This window comes from Streptomyces hyderabadensis (genome assembly GCF_020404845.1).
Lineage (GTDB): Bacteria > Actinomycetota > Actinomycetes > Streptomycetales > Streptomycetaceae > Streptomyces > Streptomyces hyderabadensis.
On sequence record NZ_JAIOJZ010000006.1, the window covers coordinates 152,203 to 168,936 of the forward strand.

Annotated in this window: 12 protein-coding genes; 10 read left to right on the top strand and 2 right to left on the bottom strand. The window is 68.7% G+C overall.

The genetic code is table 11. The annotated features are described in order from the left end of the window. Nucleotides 1-15 precede the first annotated feature (15 nt). Both sdhC and K7854_RS07485 read right to left on the bottom strand, forming a co-directional pair. Entirely contained in the window at nt 16-849 is an 834-nt protein-coding gene (sdhC, locus tag K7854_RS07480; protein ID WP_226025576.1) for a succinate dehydrogenase subunit SdhC, read from the bottom strand. A gap of 28 nt (nt 850-877) precedes the next feature. Beyond that, nucleotides 878-1,168: an Rv0250c family protein gene (locus K7854_RS07485; RefSeq protein ID WP_226025577.1), complete on the bottom strand. Its 291-nt coding sequence runs from the start codon at nt 1,166-1,168 to the stop codon at nt 878-880. A gap of 322 nt (nt 1,169-1,490) precedes the next feature. Between K7854_RS07485 and K7854_RS07490 the strand changes: the two genes are divergently transcribed. The 10 genes from K7854_RS07490 (at nt 1,491) to K7854_RS07535 (ending at nt 16,726) form a co-directional block, all read left to right on the top strand. Next, nucleotides 1,491-3,734 carry an ABC transporter family substrate-binding protein gene (locus tag K7854_RS07490; protein ID WP_226025578.1) on the top strand — a complete coding sequence of 748 codons (2,244 nt, stop codon included), beginning with the start codon at nt 1,491-1,493 and terminating at the stop codon, nt 3,732-3,734. 132 nt (nt 3,735-3,866) lie between these two features. After that, on the top strand, nt 3,867-5,783 hold the full coding sequence (typA, locus tag K7854_RS07495; RefSeq protein WP_226025579.1) for a translational GTPase TypA: 1,917 nt from the start codon (nt 3,867-3,869) through the stop codon (nt 5,781-5,783). A 913-nt stretch (nt 5,784-6,696) separates the two neighbouring features. Next, nucleotides 6,697-7,728 carry an ABC transporter permease gene (locus K7854_RS07500; protein ID WP_226025580.1) on the top strand — a complete coding sequence of 344 codons (1,032 nt, stop codon included), beginning with the start codon at nt 6,697-6,699 and terminating at the stop codon, nt 7,726-7,728. Between the two features lie 113 nt (nt 7,729-7,841). Further along, nucleotides 7,842-9,644, top strand: coding sequence for an ABC transporter substrate-binding protein (locus tag K7854_RS07505; RefSeq protein WP_226025581.1), 1,803 nt, complete (start codon nt 7,842-7,844; stop codon nt 9,642-9,644). A 114-nt stretch (nt 9,645-9,758) separates the two neighbouring features. After that, nucleotides 9,759-10,736, top strand: a complete 978-nt coding sequence (locus K7854_RS07510) for an ABC transporter permease (protein ID WP_226025582.1) — start codon at nt 9,759-9,761, stop codon at nt 10,734-10,736. A gap of 10 nt (nt 10,737-10,746) precedes the next feature. Further along, a complete protein-coding gene (locus K7854_RS07515) occupies nt 10,747-11,808 on the top strand; it encodes an ABC transporter ATP-binding protein (protein ID WP_226025583.1) in 1,062 nt (353 codons plus the stop codon). 27 nt (nt 11,809-11,835) lie between these two features. After that, nucleotides 11,836-12,981 (top strand): ABC transporter ATP-binding protein, encoded by a 1,146-nt coding sequence (locus K7854_RS07520; RefSeq protein WP_226025584.1) that lies wholly within the window; start codon nt 11,836-11,838, stop codon nt 12,979-12,981. Nucleotides 12,982-13,185: 204 nt separating this feature from the next. After that, the gene (locus K7854_RS07525; RefSeq protein WP_226025585.1) at nt 13,186-14,820 is read left to right on the top strand and encodes a peptide ABC transporter substrate-binding protein; all 1,635 of its coding nucleotides are present in this window, start codon (nt 13,186-13,188) and stop codon (nt 14,818-14,820) included. A 9-nt stretch (nt 14,821-14,829) separates the two neighbouring features. Next, entirely contained in the window at nt 14,830-15,753 is a 924-nt protein-coding gene (locus K7854_RS07530) for an ABC transporter permease (RefSeq protein ID WP_087789635.1), read from the top strand. Continuing rightward, nucleotides 15,746-16,726: an ABC transporter permease gene (locus K7854_RS07535; protein WP_226025586.1), complete on the top strand. Its 981-nt coding sequence runs from the start codon at nt 15,746-15,748 to the stop codon at nt 16,724-16,726. The genes K7854_RS07530 and K7854_RS07535 overlap by 8 nt, the downstream gene beginning before the upstream one ends. Nucleotides 16,727-16,734: the final 8 nt, after the last annotated feature.

Below are 16,734 nucleotides of genomic sequence, written 5' to 3' on the forward strand. Positions count from 1 at the left end.
AGAAGGCCTCACTCATCAGAAGAAGCGCGGATCGTCGAAGGCACCGGAGGCGACCAGATACACGTAGAAGTCGGCGAGCGCCACGCTCACCAGCGACGCCCACGCCAGCTGCATGTGCCGGGCGTTGAGCTTCCCGACCAGCTGCCACATCCGGTAGCGCACCGGATGCCGGGAGAAGTGCCTGAGCTTGCCGCCGACGATGTGCCGGCAGGAGTGGCAGGAGAGGGTGTACGCCCAGATCAGCACGATGTTGGCGAGGAACACCAGGGTGCCGAGCCCCATGTGGCCCCACGCGTAGTGCTCGTCGCGGAAGGCGAGCACGGTGTCGTAGGTGAGGATGCCCGCGACCAGCAGCGCCGCGTAGAAGAAGTACCGGTGGACGTTCTGCAGGATCAGCGGGAAGCGGGTCTCCCCGGTGTACTTCCGGTGCGGTTCGGCCACCGCGCAGGCCGGCGGGGACGCCCAGAAGCCCCGGTAGTAGGCCTTGCGGTAGTAGTAGCAGGTCAGGCGGAAGCCGAGCGGGAAGATCAGGATGATGATCGCGGGGGAGATGCCCCACCAGGTGCCGAAGATCTCCCAGTTGGGCCCCGAGCGCATCGGCTCGCAGTTCTCCGCCAGACAGGGGGAGTAGAAGGGCGAGACGTACGGGGCCGCGTAGTAGTCGGCGTTCGCGAAGGCCCGCCAGGTCGAGTAGACGACGAAGGCCAGCAGACCCGCGGCGGTGGCGGCCGGGGCCAGCCACCAGCGGTCGGTGCGCAGGTGCGGGGCGCGGATGGCGGCGCGCGTCGGGGTGTGCACGCCGCCGCGCGGATGGGGGTCGGTGGCTGGGGGTTCCGTACCAGTGGCCACTGGGCGACTCCGGTCGGTCGGGTCGGGTTCAGGGGGCGCGGCGGTCGCGGGCGCCGAGACCCTCGTCGTCCGAGTCCGTCCACAGCGAGCCGTCGTAGGGCGTGTCGGGGATCGGGACGAGGTCCGGACGCCTGGGCGCGTCCGGCGCGGCGACCGCCGCCCGCAGCAGCGCGAGACTCTCGCGGAGGTGGTCGGCGTCGGTGCGGACCCGGCGGATCTCCAGGTCGCCGCTGCCCAGCTGCTGTTCCAGCCGGGTCACCGTCCGGGACAGTTCGTCCAGGCTGCGCTGTGCCGATGACAGATCGTCGTGCACGGACAAGACGTGACCTCACTTCCGTCGGACACGGCGGCGGGCCTCTGGCCCTGGGGGGTTACGTTCATGCGCCTGAGAGTGTCGCGCGTCACACCTGTCGCTGGGAAGGGATGTGCAGCGATTGGCCGGGGCGTGTCGGTGCACCGCGGGTGGCGTTGCGCCGCACGGGTGACGTTACACACCGTCGTCGCCGTGTCTCCCAGCGTGGCGGAACCGTTTCCCCTTCAGTGGCCGCATCCCCGTCCGGATACAAATGATCAACTTGAATACCGCAAATCTCGTAAATCCTCGCAAACGCAGCACACGCGGCCTTCCGGAGGTAGCAGAGATGTCCCACGTCGGCGTCGGACCGCGCGCGGTCATGCGTTCGGTCGCCTTCCTCACCGCGGGCGTCCTCGCCGTACCCGCGCTGGCCGGCTGCACCTCCGAGGACCCGTCCAGCAAGCCGCTCGCCGAACAGGACGTCGCCGCCGCGGCCCGCGCCCGGATCGCCGACGGCGGCACCCTGCGCTGGGCCGTGGACTCCGTGCCGGACACGCTGAACGCCTTCCAGTCGGACGCCGACGCCACCACGACCCGCGTCGCGCAGGCCGTGCTGCCCTCGATGTTCCGCACGGACGAGACCGGCAGCCCGGTGCGCAACCCCGACTACCTGGAGTCGGCCGAGGTCGTCGACACCGAGCCCAAGCAGGTCGTCGTCTACAAGCTGAACCAGCAGGCCGTCTGGAGCGACGGCCGGGAGATCGGCGCCGCGGACTTCGCCGCCCAGTGGCGCGCCCTGTCCGGGAAGGACAGCGCCTACTGGACCGCCCGCAACGCCGGGTACGACCGCATCGAGAAGATCGAGCGCGGCGCCAACGACCTGGAGGTCAAGGTCACCTTCAGCCGGCCCTACGCCGACTGGAAGGCCCTGTTCACGCCCCTGTACCCGAAGGACGTCACGGGCACCCCGGACGCCTTCAACGACGGCGCCCGGCGGACGCTCAAGGTCAGCGCCGGCCCGTTCGCCGTCAAGAAGGTCGACACCAAGGGCGACCGGGTCGTCCTCACCGGCAACCCCCGCTGGTGGGGCGAGCCGGCGAAGCTGGACCAGATCGTGCTGCGCGCCGTCCCGCGTGACGAGCGGGTCTCCGAACTGGTCGCCGGCGAGCTGGACCTCGCCGAGATCGACCCGGAGACCGCCGACGAGGTCGGCCTGGCGGGCGCCCCCCGGGACCCCGCCACCGGCACCCCGCTCATGGGCCCCGGAGGCTCCCCGGCACCGGGCGCGCAGGGCAGGTCCGCCGCCGAGGCGCTGCGCTCCTGGGCCGTCGCCAACGGCTCCGACGAGGAGGCCGCCGAGGAGGAGGTCCTCGCCCGCGAGAAGCGGCAGGAGGCCGAGGCGAAGGCCCGGCGCCGCCAGCAGGCCCTCAGCGGCTACGAGGTCCGCAAGTCGCTGGAGCCCGCCTACACCCAGCTCGCCCTCAACGGCGCCGACGGCCCCCTCGCCGACGAGCGGGTCCGCAGGGCCGTGGCCCGCGCCCTGGACCGGGAGAAGCTGGCCGAGACGGTGCTGAAGCCGCTCGGCCTGCCCGCCGACCCCGTGGGCAGCCACCTCGCACTGTCCGGCCAGCCCGCCTACGCCGACGGCAGCGGCGCGCTCGGCGAGCAGAACGCCAAGGAGGCCCGGGCCCTGCTCGCGGACGCCGGATGGGTCCCCGGCGGCCCGGTGAAGAAGAAGGACGGCGAGGAGGCGGCCGGCGCCGAGCAGGAGAAGAAGGACAAGGACGAGAAGGACGGGCAGAAGTCCGAGGGCGACGACGACGGCACGTACATCGTCGGCGAGGACAACAAGAACGCCGGCGAGAACGACGGCGAGAACGACGACGGCGCGGACCGCGAGAGCGGCGAGAAGCACAGCAGCGGCAAGAACACCGCCCAGGGCGGCGCGCCCGGCGCCTACGCCCCCAAGGGCACCGCGGCCCCGGCCGGCGCCGCCGCGGCCCCGCTCGCCAAGGACGGCAAGGCGCTCACCCTCCGCTTCGTGCTGCCCTCGGGCCCCGGCTCCGAGACCCTGCGCACCGTGGCTGACCGCATCACGGACATGCTCAAGGAGATCGGCATCGGCACCAAGATCACCAAGGTGCCGGACGAGAGCTACTTCAAGGACCACATCGCCGCCGGCGAGTACGACCTGGCCCTCTACTCCTGGCCCGCCTCCGCCTTCCCCGCCACCGACGCCCGCCCCATCTACGCCAAGCCCGTCCCGGCCGCCGACGGTTCCCTGAACGTCGCGCAGAACTACACCCGGGTCGGCACCGACCAGGTCGACCAGCTCTTCGACCGGGCCATGGCCACGCTGGACCAGAAGGAGGCCCGGGACCTGCTGCGCAAGGCCGACTCGCGGATCTGGGCGGCGGCCGGCTCGGTCCCCCTCTACCAGCGCCCCCAGCTGGTTGCGGCCCGCAAGAACCTCGCCAACGCGGGCGCCTTCGGCTTCGAGACCCCCCTCTACGAGGACATGGGCTTCCTCGAGAAGGGCGCCCGGGGCTCCCTGCCCTCCGCCCCTTCCTCGCCCTCGCCCTCGTCCTGAACCCTCCCGGCAAGCCGCAGCCCCCGGGGCCCCGTACCATTGGGTGAGGCCGTGGCATGTACCGCCCGGCAGGCCCGCGTGACACGGACGTCCGCGACGGCCGTCCTCACACCCTCCGGGAGTAAGCCACTTATGGCCGCGTCTACCACGCGTCACGACATCCGCAACGTCGCCATCGTCGCCCACGTCGACCACGGCAAGACCACCATCGTCGACGGAATGCTCAAGCAGGCCGGTGCGTTCGCGGCGCACCAGCTCGATTCCGTCGACGACCGCATGATGGACTCGAACGACCTGGAGCGTGAGAAGGGCATCACGATCCTCGCCAAGAACACCGCGGTGAAGTACCACCCGAAGGACGGCGGGGACCCGATCACGATCAACATCATCGACACCCCCGGCCACGCCGACTTCGGCGGCGAGGTCGAGCGCGGTCTGTCGATGGTCGACGGTGTCGTGCTGCTCGTGGACGCCTCCGAGGGGCCGCTGCCGCAGACCCGCTTCGTGCTGCGCAAGGCGCTCGCCCAGCGGCTGCCGATCATCCTGTGCATCAACAAGACGGACCGTCCGGACGCCCGGATCGACGAGGTGGTCAACGAGACCTACGACCTCTTCCTCGACCTGGACGCCGACGAGGAGCAGATCGAGTTCCCGATCGTCTACGCCTGCGGCCGGGACGGCGTCGCCTCCCTCACCAAGCCCGAGGACGGCACGGTCCCCGCCGACTCCACCAGCCTGGAGCCGTTCTTCTCGACGATCCTGGACTACATCCCGGCGCCCACCTACGACGCCGAGGCCCCGCTCCAGGCGCACGTCACCAACCTGGACGCCGACAACTTCCTCGGCCGCATCGCGCTGCTGCGCGTGCACCAGGGCGAGCTGAAGAAGGGCCAGACCGTCGCCTGGATGAAGCGCGACGGCTCCGTGCAGAACGTGCGGATCTCCGAGCTGATGATGACCGAGGCGCTCACCCGCAAGCCCGCCGAGAAGGCCGGCCCCGGTGACATCTGCGCGGTCGCCGGCATCCCCGAGATCATGATCGGCGAGACCCTGGCCGACCAGGAGAACCCGGTCCCGCTGCCGCTGATCACGGTCGACGAGCCCGCGATCTCGATGACCATCGGCACCAACACCTCCCCGCTGGTCGGCCGCGGCGCCACCGGCAAGGGCGCGGACAACAAGGCGGCCGTCAAGGACCGCAAGGTCACCGCCCGCCAGGTCAAGGACCGCCTGGACCGCGAGCTGATCGGCAACGTCTCGCTCCGCGTCCTGGACACCGACCGCCCGGACGCCTGGGAGGTGCAGGGCCGCGGCGAGCTGGCGCTGGCCATCCTGGTGGAGACCATGCGCCGCGAGGGCTACGAGCTGACCGTCGGCAAGCCGCAGGTCGTCACCAAGGAGGTCGAGGGCAAGACGTACGAGCCCGTCGAGCGGATGACGATCGACGTGCCCGAGGAGCACATGGGCGCCGTCACGCAGCTCATGGGCGTGCGCAAGGGCCGGATGGACAACATGTCCAACCACGGCTCCGGCTGGGTCCGCATGGAGTTCGTGGTGCCCTCGCGCGGCCTGATCGGATTCCGGACGGAGTTCCTGACCCAGACCCGCGGCACCGGCATCGCCCACTCCATCCACGAGGGCCACGAGCCCTGGTTCGGCACCCTGACGACCCGCAACAACGGCTCGCTGGTCGCCGACCGCTCCGGCGCCGTCACCGCGTTCGCGATGACCAACCTCCAGGAGCGCGGCGTCCTCTTCACCGAGCCCGGCACCGAGGTGTACGAGGGCATGATCGTCGGCGAGAACTCCCGCGCCGACGACATGGACGTCAACATCACCAAGGAGAAGAAGCTCACCAACATGCGGTCGTCCACGGCCGATGTGACGGAGTCGATCGTCCCGCCGCGCAAGCTGTCGCTGGAGCAGTCCCTGGAGTTCTGCCGCGACGACGAGTGCGTCGAGGTGACCCCGGAGGCGGTCCGCATCCGCAAGGTGAACCTGGACGCCCGCGAGCGCGCCCGCGCCGCCAGCCGCGCCAAGCACGGCTGAGCGGACCACCGCACGACGGACGGCACCGGACGCCACGGCTCACGTGGTGTCCGGTGCCGTTTGGCGTGAGTCCCGACGCGGGCGGGACGCGGGGGGTAGGGAAAACCCTCGATTTCCCCGGGGGGCGCGGCGAGGCGGGCAGGGCCGCACTAACCTGCGCGAAAGCACTCCGCCCGGAGTGCCGGCGGGCGGTCCCGTCCGGGTGTCCGGCGGCCGGCGCCGGCGGACCTGCCGGGCGCGGGACATACCTGCGGGTCAGCTTGCACCCACAGCACGTTACGCGCAATCAATTTCTGCCGCGCGGCCGTCCGTTATGCGGACGGTCACCACCGTTAGATGTGTAACAAGTCCGTTTCGCAGCGATCTCGTACCAAACCCTTTGTCCGGATTTTGAAAGATCTGGCCCCTATCTGTGATCGAACCGAGACCTCGAACCTGTGGTTCGTTCCCCGGAGGATGGCAGATAGTTAGGCGCGTAGAGCTCGGATAAACGGGTCACGCGCTGACGGGGCGCAGGCTCGCGAGCGTGAGGGCGCCCGACGATCTCATCACCGGCCGATGGCCGGAATGTGTCGCGTGCTCCTCTTTGCGGTGAACCAGCGGATTCATGAGGAGGAACCCATGCGAGGTGCCACAAGCGCCATATGGGTCGCGTCGTCCCCGATGGCAGGTGTAGGCCCCGCGGGTGCGTTCAGTGCCGTCACGGTGGATGCGGCAGCGGCCCGGCGTCGCGAACTTCCTTGACGTCGTGTGCCGTCGGTCGGTAGCCGCCGACCGCGAGCCAGGGTTCTCCGGGGGCGGTGTCGCCCCTCCGTCGTTGTTCCCCTCGCGCGCTGCGCCCAGACGTACGCCGTGCGAAGGCCGCCGGCCGCGTGCACAGCCGACGACCTCCTACCTGTGAAATGGACGAATCATGACGAGTCCAATCGAGATTGAGGGTGCTGAAGCCTCTTCCGTCTTGGACAAAGAGAGCGCGCCGCAGGGCGACGCCCCGAAGCCCAAGGAGCCGGAGGGGCGCAAGCCCGGCCAGTTGATGTGGGCGCGCTTCAAGCGCGACCGGGCCGGTGTGATCTCTGCCTTCATCGTCCTGTTCTTCTTCGTGATCGCCGCGGCGGCACCGCTGATCTCGAAGGTCTACGGCAAGGACCCGTACACGCTGTACGGGCAGGACAACCCGGACCTTCTGGACATGTTCACCATGCCCGCCGCGCCGTACGGCGGTATCGGCGGCGACTTCTGGTTCGGCATCGAACCGGGTCTGGGCCGCGACGTGTTCACCCAGCTGCTGTACGGCATGCGCAACTCGATGGCCACCGCCCTTGCGGCGACCCTCATCATGACGGTCCTGGGCGTCCTGATCGGCCTGGCCGGCGGCTACTTCGGCGGGAAGATCGACTACTGGCTCGGCCGGATCACCGACTTCTTCATGGCCCTGCCCAGCCAGCTCTTCTTCGTCGCCGCGATGCCCGTCATCACCACCGTGTTCGTCGCCCCGGACAAGGAGACGCCCACCTACGTGCGCGCCTGCGCGATCATCATCGTGCTGTCCTTCCTGGGCTGGATGAGCATGGCCCGCATCGTCCGCGGTGCGACCATGTCGTTGCGTGACAGGGAGTTCATCGAGGCGGCACGCATCTCCGGTGCCTCGCCCTGGCGCATCCTCCGCAAGGAACTGCTGCCCAATATCGTCACTCCGACACTGGTACAGGCGACGCTGACGCTGCCGAGCACCATCCTCAGCATCGCGTTCCTGTCCTTCGTGGGCGTGGGATACGTCGAGCCCACGCCGGACTGGGGGCGGATGTTCGCCATCGGTGCCGACATCGTCGAGCAGGACCCGTACTACATGCTCTTCCCCGGAGTCGCCATGGTGATCTTCATCGTGGCCTTCAACCTCCTCGGCGACTCGGTGCGGGACGCCTTCGACCCCAAGGGGAACCGCTGAGGCCCAGGGGAAATCCCCCCACATCCTCGCCCCGGCCGGTTCGGTGCCGCTCAGCCCGGTCCCGGCCACGTACCAGCAGCGCTCACTACTCACAGGCAGGTGGATTCGTCCCTATGAGCATTCTCCGTAACCGCACCGCGACGGCCGCGATAGTTGCGGTCGCCGCCGGCGCCCTCACCCTCACCGCCTGCGGTGGTGGCGACAGCGACAGCTCCGCCAAGGACAACAGCAAGAAGAAGGAAGACGCCAAGTCGCAGTCGAAGCCGGTGCAGATCGGCGACGCGCAGGCGTCCACCGGCCCGGCCCCCGAGGTCCCGGGCGCCAAGCCCGGCGGCACCATGACCGTGTACCAGACGGCGGACTTCTCCCACCTGGACCCGGGCCAGATCTACGTCTCGGACGGCAAGCTGCTCAGCCGCCTCATCTTCCGCGGTCTGACCCAGTACAACGAGGACGAGAACGGCAACCTGACCGTCGTGGGCGACCTCGCCACCGACGCGGGCAAGCAGTCCGACGGCGGCAAGACCTGGACGTACACCCTCAAGGACAACCTGAAGGACGCCAACGGCAACCCGATCAACTCGGCGGACATCCGCCACACGATCGAGCGGATGTACTCCAGCTACATCACCGACGGTCCGACCTACCTGCAGCAGTGGCTGTCCGGCGACGGCACCACCTACCGCGACGCCTACGAGGGTCCGGACAAGGGCAAGCACCTGCCCGACAACGTCCTGGAGACGCCGGACGACAAGACGATCGTCTTCCACTTCAAGGTCGCCCGCCCCGACCTCCCGCAGATGCTGACCATGCCCGGTTACAGCGTCGTCCCGGAGGAGACGGACACCAAGGAGAAGTACGACAACGCGCCCGTCGCCGTCGGCCCGTACAAGATCGCCGACTTCAAGCCGGGCAAGTCCATGAAGCTGGTCAAGAACACCCAGTGGGACCCCAAGTCCGACTCGGTGCGCCACCAGTACGTCGACGGGTTCAACATCGAGATGAACCACGACGACGAGGACCAGACCAAGACCCTCCTCGCCGACCAGGGCGAGGCCAAGAACGCCATGATGTTCACGGGTCAGGTCGCCACCACGCAGCTCCAGAAGGTGGTCGGCGACGAGGACGCGATGAAGAACCGCACGATCCAGGGCTACGCCCCGTACGTGTGGCAGCTGAACTTCAACATGGACCGCGTCAAGGACAAGAAGCTCCGTGACGCCATCACCCTGGCGCTGCCCTCCGACTCGGTCTTCAAGGCCGACGGCGGTGCCTACGGCGGCGAGGTCGCCAACTCGCTGATGTCGCCCACCACCCCGGGCTACGACGAGTCGTTCGACCCGTTCAACCGCGCCAAGAAGCCGAACGGCGACATCGAGGCCGCCAAGAAGCTGATCAAGGAAGGCGGCTTCGAGGGCAAGAGCCTCGTCTACGCCTACGCCAACACGCCTGAGCGGCAGAAGCAGGCCGTCCTGATCTCCACCGCGCTGGAGAAGATCGGTCTCGACATCCAGAAGAAGGAGATCGACTCCGCCACCTGGTACGAGCAGGTCGGCAAGGTCAAGAACGGTCTGGACCTCTACATGACCGGTTGGGGCCAGGACTGGCCGTCCGCCTCCACGGTCATCCCGCCGGTCTACGACGGCACGCAGATCCAGGACGGCGCGTCGAACTACTCGCACATCAACGACGAGCACGTCAACTCCGAGATCAAGCGCATCCAGCAGATCACGGACACGGCGGAGGCCACCAAGGCCTGGCACGACCTGAACGAGTACATCTCCAAGGAAGTGAACCCGGCGGCCCCGATCTACTACACCAAGGTCTTCCAGATCTTCGGTTCGAACGTCGGCGGCATCCGCTACAGCTCTGACTCGAGCTACGTGGACGTGACCCGGGTCTTCCTGAAGAAGTAACCCGTCCGGCCGGGAAACCGGTGGCGGGCGCGCTGCGGAGCGCCCGCCACCGGGCCCGGACCTCCTCCAGTCCTCCCCATTCCACTGCCGCAGTCCTGAGAGCAGCTGTCTGCCATGCTTCAATTCCTCATTCGCCGGTCCTTCGGCGCGGTGCTGATCCTGGTGTTGATCAGTGCCTTCACCTTCTTCATGTTCTTCGCGATCCCGCAGGACCCGGCCATGCTGGCCTGTGGCAAGAACTGCACTCCGGACGCGCTGGAGATCATCCACAAGAACCTGGGCCTCGACAAGCCGGTCCCGGTGCAGTACTGGAACTTCCTGGTCGGCATCTTCGCCGGCCGTGACTTCGCCGTCGGCCACTGCGCGGCCCCCTGCTTCGGCGTCTCCTTCGCCAACAACCAGAACGTCTGGGACACGATCCTCGACCGCTTCCCGCTGACCGTCTCGCTGACCGTCGGCTCCCTGGTCGTCTTCCTGATCGTCGGCCTCGGTGCCGGCCTGCTGGCCGCCAGGAACCGCGGCACCTGGATCGACAAGGTGTTCAGCTCCGGCTCGCTCGTCGTCAGCTCCCTGCAGATCTACTTCCTCGGCCCGCTCGTCCTGCTCGCCCTCGTCTACAGCACCGGCTGGCTGGAGAAGCCCAAGTACGTGCCGATCTCCGAGGACGTCGCCGGCTGGTTCGCCGGTCTGCTGATCCCCTGGATCGTCATGGCGACCATCTTCACCGCCAACTACACCCGTATGAGCCGGTCGTCGATGATCGAGCAACTACAGGAAGAGCACGTGAAGGCGGCCCGTGCCAAGGGCATGTCGGGCAACTACACCTTCTTCCGCTACGCCTGGCGCGGCTCGCTCGTCCCCATCGTCACCATCCTCGGCATCGACCTGTCCGCGCTGATGGGCGGCGGCATGGTGACCGAGATGACCTTCGGCCTCGCCGGGGTCGGCCGGCTCGCGCTGGACTCGGTCATCAACAAGGACCTGCCGATGCTGATGGGCGTCATGCTGGTCAGCGCCGCGCTCATCATCGTCTTCAACCTGATCGTGGACGCCCTGTACGCCGTCATCGACCCGCGCGTGCGCCTGTCCTAGGAGAACCACCGTGACCACTCAGACCAAGCCCGAAGCGGCCCCGGCCGCCGCCGCGGGGGACGCGTTTCTCTCGGTGCGCGACCTCAAGGTCCACTTCTCCACCGAGGGCGGCGTCGTCAAGGCGGTGGACGGACTCTCCTTCGACCTGGCACGGGGCAAGACCCTCGGCATCGTGGGCGAGTCCGGCTCCGGCAAGTCGGTGACCAACCTGGCCGTCCTCGGCCTGCACGACCGCCGCAAGACCGCGATCGACGGCTCGATCACCCTGGACGGCCAGGAGCTGACCGACGCCAGCGAGAAGCAGCTGGAGAAGCTGCGCGGCAAGAAGATGGCGATGATCTTCCAGGACGCGCTGACCGCGCTGTCGCCGTACTACACGGTCGGCCGGCAGATCGCTGAGCCGTTCATGAAGCACAACGGCGCGTCCAAGAAGGACGCCCGGATGCGCGCCATCGACCTGCTGCAGAAGGTCGGCATCCCGCACCCGCAGAAGCGGGTCGACGACTACCCGCACCAGTTCTCCGGCGGTATGCGCCAGCGCGCCATGATCGCGATGGCCCTGTCGTGCAACCCGGACCTGCTCATCGCGGACGAGCCCACCACGGCGCTCGACGTGACCGTCCAGGCGCAGATCCTCGACCTGCTCAAGGACCTCCAGCAGGAGTTCGGCTCCGCGATCATCATGATCACCCACGACCTGGGCGTGGTCGGCAACATGGCCGACGACATCATGGTCATGTACGCGGGCCGGGCCGTGGAGCGCGGCACGGTGCGTGAGGTGCTCAAGTCCCCGCAGCACCCGTACACCTGGGGCCTGCTCAGCTCGATGCCGAACCTCACCTCCGACGTCGACGAGCCGCTGATGCCGATCCCGGGATCGCCGCCCTCGCTGCTGAACCCGCCCTCCGGGTGCGCGTTCCACCCGCGGTGCGGCTTCACCGACCTGGTCTCCGGCGAGCGCTGCTCGGGTGAGCGTCCGACGCTCCCCGGCGGCCGCGCCGCCGCCTGCCACCTGACGGGCGACCAGCGGCAGCAGGTGTTCATCGAGAAGATTCAGCCCCGGCTGGGCTGAGCGGAAACCGGCGACTGGGGCATCACCATGAGCGACAACACCAAGACCACCACAGCGGTGGCCGACGACTTCCCGCAGCAGCGGGACGGCGACACCGCGCCGCTTCTCAAGGTCAGCGGCCTGGCGAAGCACTTCCCGATCAAGGGCGGCTTCCCGATCAAGCGCACCGTCGGCCACGTCAAGGCCGTGGACGGCGTCGACTTCGAGGTCTACCCGGGCGAGAGCCTCGGCCTCGTCGGCGAGTCCGGCTGCGGCAAGTCGACCACCGGCCGGCTGCTGACCCGGCTGTACGAGCCGACGCAGGGCACGATCGAGTACCGGGGCAAGGACATCACCCGGGCCAACCGGCGGGAACTGGCGCCGATCCGGTCCGAGATCCAGATGATCTTCCAGGACCCGTACGCGTCCCTGAACCCGCGGCAGACCGTCGGCACGATCATCTCGGGCCCGATGGAGATCAACGGGATCAACCCGCCCGGCGGCCGGGAGAAGCGCGTCCGGGAGCTGCTGGAGATCGTCGGTCTCAACCCGGAGCACTACAACCGCTTCCCGCACGAGTTCTCCGGAGGCCAGCGGCAGCGCATCGGGGTGGCGCGCGCCGTCGCGCTGCAGCCGAAGCTCATCGTCGCCGACGAGCCGGTCTCCGCGCTCGACGTGTCGATCCAGGCCCAGGTGGTGAACCTGCTGCAGGAGGTGCAGCGGGAGATGGGCATCGCGTTCGTCTTCATCGCCCACGACCTGGCCGTCGTGCGGCACTTCTCGCAGCGCGTCGCGGTGATGTACCTGGGCAAGATCGTGGAGATCGCGGACCGCGACTCGCTCTACAACCGCCCCCGCCACCCGTACACGCACGCCCTGCTGTCGGCCGTGCCCGAGGCGGACCTCGACGCCGACAAGAAGGAGCGGATCCGGCTGGAGGGCGACGTGCCCTCGCCGATCTCGCCGCCCTCCGGCTGCCGGTTCCGCACCCGGTGCTGGAAGGCACAGGACAAGTGCGCGACCGAGGAGCCGCCGCTCGTGCAGCTCTCCGGCAGCCGTGAGGGTCACCTGACGGCCTGCCACTTCCCGGAGGCGGGCTCGACGGAGGCCAGGGCCGAGGACATCGTCATGGACCCGGGCCTGAAGGCGATGGAGGACGACGCCGACGGCGGCGCGGCCGTCTCCAAGGGCTGACCGGCACACACAGGCGGCCGGCGAGGGGCGGCGGCGGGAGGAGGACTCCCGCCGCCGCCCCTCGGCATGCCGCACACCCCCCTGCACCCGTCCGGAGGACACCGGCAACCCGTATGGCCCGGACGAGTGTGCGCCCCCGAGTACGCCCCTTGAGGCTGGACCGGAACGGACCAGCGGACGAGTCAGGGCACGAGGAGGCACTCCATGCGCGGAGCCACGCACGCCAAATGGGCCGCTTGCGCGGCGGCGGTAGTCCTCGCGGCGACGGCCTGCGGCGGCGGGGGCGGGGACGGGGGCAGCGGCGGGGACGGCGGCGGCGTGCTCAGCTCCTCCTGGGGCGACCCGCAGAACCCGCTGGAGCCGGCCAACACCAACGAGGTGCAGGGCGGCAAGGTCCTCGACATGATCTTCCGGGGGCTGAAGAAGTACGACCCGAAGACCGGCGAGGCCAAGGACATGCTCGCCGAGAAGATCGAGACCTCCGACTCGCAGAACTTCACCGTGACCGTCAAGGACGGCTGGACCTTCTCCAACGGCGAGAAGGTCACCGCCCAGTCCTTCGTCGACGCCTGGAACTACGGCGCGAGCCTGAAGAACAACCAGCGCAACGCGTACTTCTTCGCGTACATCGACGGCTACGACAAGGTGCACCCCGAGAGCGGCTCGCAGAGCGCCGACACGCTCTCCGGGCTGAAGGTGACCGGCCCGCGGACCTTCACCGTCAAGCTCAACCAGAAGTTCTCCAGCTTCCCCGACACCCTCGGCTACGCCGCCTTCGCACCGCTGCCCAAGGCGTTCTTCGACGACCACGACGCCTGGCTGAAGAAGCCGGTCGGCAACGGCCCCTACCAGGTCGACAACTACACCCGCGGCTCCCAGATGTCCCTGCGCAAGTGGGACGACTACCCCGGCCCGGACAAGGCGCAGAACGGCGGTGTGGACCTCAAGGTCTACACCGACAACAACACCGCCTACACCGACCTGATCGCGGGCAACCTCGACCTCGTCGACGACGTCCCGGCCTCCCAGCTCAAGAACGTCAAGAACGACCTCGGCGACCGGTACATCAACACCCCGGCCGGCATCATCCAGACCCTCGCCTTCCCGTTCTACGACAACGACTGGAACAAGTCCGGTTCGGAGAAGGTCCGCAAGGGCCTGTCCATGGCGATCGACCGCAAGCAGATCACCGACACGATCTTCCAGAACACCCGCACCCCGGCCACCGACTGGACCTCGCCGGTGCTCGGCGAGGACGGCGGCTACAAGCCGGGCCTGTGCGGGGACGCCTGCGAGTACAACGCCGAGGAGGCCAAGAAGCTGGTCAAGGAGGGCGGCGGGCTCCCCGGCGGCCAGGTCAAGATCACGTACAACGCCGACACCGGCTCCCACAAGCAGTGGGTCGACGCGGTCTGCAACTCCATCAACAACGCCCTGGACAACGACCGCGCGTGCGCCGGGAACCCGGTCGGCACCTTCGCCGACTTCCGCAACCAGATCACCGACAAGAAGATGAGCGGCCCCTTCCGCGCCGGCTGGCAGATGGACTACCCGCTCATCCAGAACTTCCTCCAGCCGCTCTACTACACCAACGCCTCCTCCAACGACGGCAAGTGGTCCAACGAGGAGTTCGACGGGCTCGTCGACAAGGCCAACGGGCAGACCGACACCGCAGAGGCCGTCAAGACCTTCCAGCAGGCCGAGGAGGTCGTCCGCGACAACATGGCGGCCATCCCGCTCTGGTACCAGAACGGCAGCGCCGGCTACTCGGACCGGCTCTCCGACGTCGAGCTGAACCCGTTCAGCGTCCCGGTCTACAACGAGATCAAGGTCGGCTGAGGGGGCGCCATGGGACGCTATGTCGTCCGGCGGCTGCTCCAGATGATCCCGGTCTTCATCGGGGCCACGCTGCTGATCTTCCTCATGGTCAACGTGATGGGCGACCCCATTGCGGGCCTGTGCGGCGACCGGGAGTGCGACCCGGCGACGGCCGCGCAACTGCGGCACGAGTTCGGCCTCGACCAGCCCGTGTGGCAGCAGTACGCCACCTACATGGGCAACGTCTTCACCGGCGACTTCGGCACCGCCTTCAACGGCCAGCCGGTCACCGAGCTGATGGGGACGGCCTTCCCGGTCACCATCCGGCTGACCATCGTCGCGATCCTCTTCGAGATCGTCGTCGGCATCATCCTCGGCGTCGTCACCGGCCTGCGCCGCGGCCGTCCCGTCGACACCGGGGTGCTGCTGCTGACCCTCGTCGTCATCTCCGTGCCCACCTTCGTCACCGGTCTGCTGCTCCAGCTGCTGCTCGGCGTCAAGTGGGGCTGGATCGACCCGGCCGTCTCCTCCGAGGCGGCCTTCGGCGAGCTGATCGTGCCCGGACTGGTCCTCGCCTCGGTCTCGCTGGCCTACGTCACCCGGCTGACCCGCACCTCCATCGCGGAGAACCGGCGCTCCGACTACGTGCGCACCGCCATCGCCAAGGGGCTGCCCCGCCACCGGGTCATCACCCGGCACCTGCTGCGCAACTCCCTCATCCCGGTGGTCACCTTCATCGGCACCGACATCGGGGCGCTGATGGGCGGCGCCATCGTCACCGAGCGGATCTTCAACATCCACGGCGTCGGCTACCAGCTCTACCAGGGCATCCTGCGCCAGAACACCCAGACCGTGGTCGGCTTCGTCACCGTCCTGGTCCTCGTCTTCCTCGTCGCCAACCTCGTCGTCGACCTCCTGTACGCCGTACTCGACCCGAGGATCCGCTATGCCTGATCAGGAGCCCTACGAGCCCGAACGCGCCATCGCCGGCACCGGCATGGGCGGCACCATGGACCTCGGCGCCAGCGAGGCGGTCACGCTGGAGCAGCCGCCGGGACCGGACGGGGCCGACCCGCGCGACAAGCCCCGCAGCCTGTGGTCCGACGCCTGGCACGACCTGCGCCGCAACCCCGTCTTCATCATCTCGGCGCTGGTGATCCTCTTCCTGATCGTCATCTCCCTGTGGCCGTCCCTGATCGCCTCCGGCAGCCCCCTCAAGTGCGACCTGGCCAAGGCCCAGGAGGGCTCCCAGGCCGGTCACCCCTTCGGCTTCAACGGCCAGGGCTGCGACGTCTACACCCGGACCGTCTACGGCGCCCGCACCTCGGTCGCGGTCGGCATCCTGGCCACGCTCGGCGTCGCCGTCCTCGGCAGCGTGCTCGGCGGGCTCGCCGGGTTCTTCGGCGGCGCGGGGGACGCGATCCTGTCCCGGATCACCGACGTCTTCTTCGCCATCCCGGTCGTCCTGGGCGGCCTCGTGCTGCTCTCCGTCATCACCAGCAACACCATCTGGCCGGTCATCGGCTTCATCGTGCTGCTCGGCTGGCCGCAGATCTCCCGCATCGCCCGCGGCTCCGTCATCACCGCCAAGCAGAACGACTACGTCCAGGCGGCCCGCGCACTGGGCGCCTCCAACTCCCGGCTGCTGCTGCGGCACATCGCGCCCAACGCCGTCGCCCCGGTCATCGTCGTGGCGACCATCGCGCTCGGCACCTACATCTCCCTGGAGGCGACCCTGTCCTTCCTCGGCGTCGGCCTGAAACCGCCCAGCGTCTCCTGGGGCATCGACATCTCCTCCGCCGCCCCCTACGTGCGCAACGCCCCGCACGCGCTGCTGTGGCCGTCCGGTGCGCTCGCCATCACCGTCCTCGCGTTCATCATGCTCGGCGACGCGGTGCGCGACGCCCTCGACCCGAAGCTGAGGTGAGCCGCCGC

Excerpts from the sequence above, each read along its gene's own strand:
- K7854_RS07520 (WP_226025584.1), top strand. The coding sequence starts at position 11,836 with ATGAGCGACAACACCAAGACCACCACAGCGGTGGCCGACGACTTCCCG.
- typA (WP_226025579.1), top strand. The coding sequence starts at position 3,867 with ATGGCCGCGTCTACCACGCGTCACGACATCCGCAACGTCGCCATCGTC.
- K7854_RS07530 (WP_087789635.1), top strand. The coding sequence starts at position 14,830 with ATGGGACGCTATGTCGTCCGGCGGCTGCTCCAGATGATCCCGGTCTTC.
- K7854_RS07525 (WP_226025585.1), top strand. The coding sequence starts at position 13,186 with ATGCGCGGAGCCACGCACGCCAAATGGGCCGCTTGCGCGGCGGCGGTA.
- K7854_RS07500 (WP_226025580.1), top strand. The coding sequence starts at position 6,697 with ATGACGAGTCCAATCGAGATTGAGGGTGCTGAAGCCTCTTCCGTCTTG.
- K7854_RS07505 (WP_226025581.1), top strand. The coding sequence starts at position 7,842 with ATGAGCATTCTCCGTAACCGCACCGCGACGGCCGCGATAGTTGCGGTC.
- K7854_RS07490 (WP_226025578.1), top strand. The coding sequence starts at position 1,491 with ATGTCCCACGTCGGCGTCGGACCGCGCGCGGTCATGCGTTCGGTCGCC.
- K7854_RS07535 (WP_226025586.1), top strand. The coding sequence starts at position 15,746 with ATGCCTGATCAGGAGCCCTACGAGCCCGAACGCGCCATCGCCGGCACC.
- K7854_RS07510 (WP_226025582.1), top strand. The coding sequence starts at position 9,759 with ATGCTTCAATTCCTCATTCGCCGGTCCTTCGGCGCGGTGCTGATCCTG.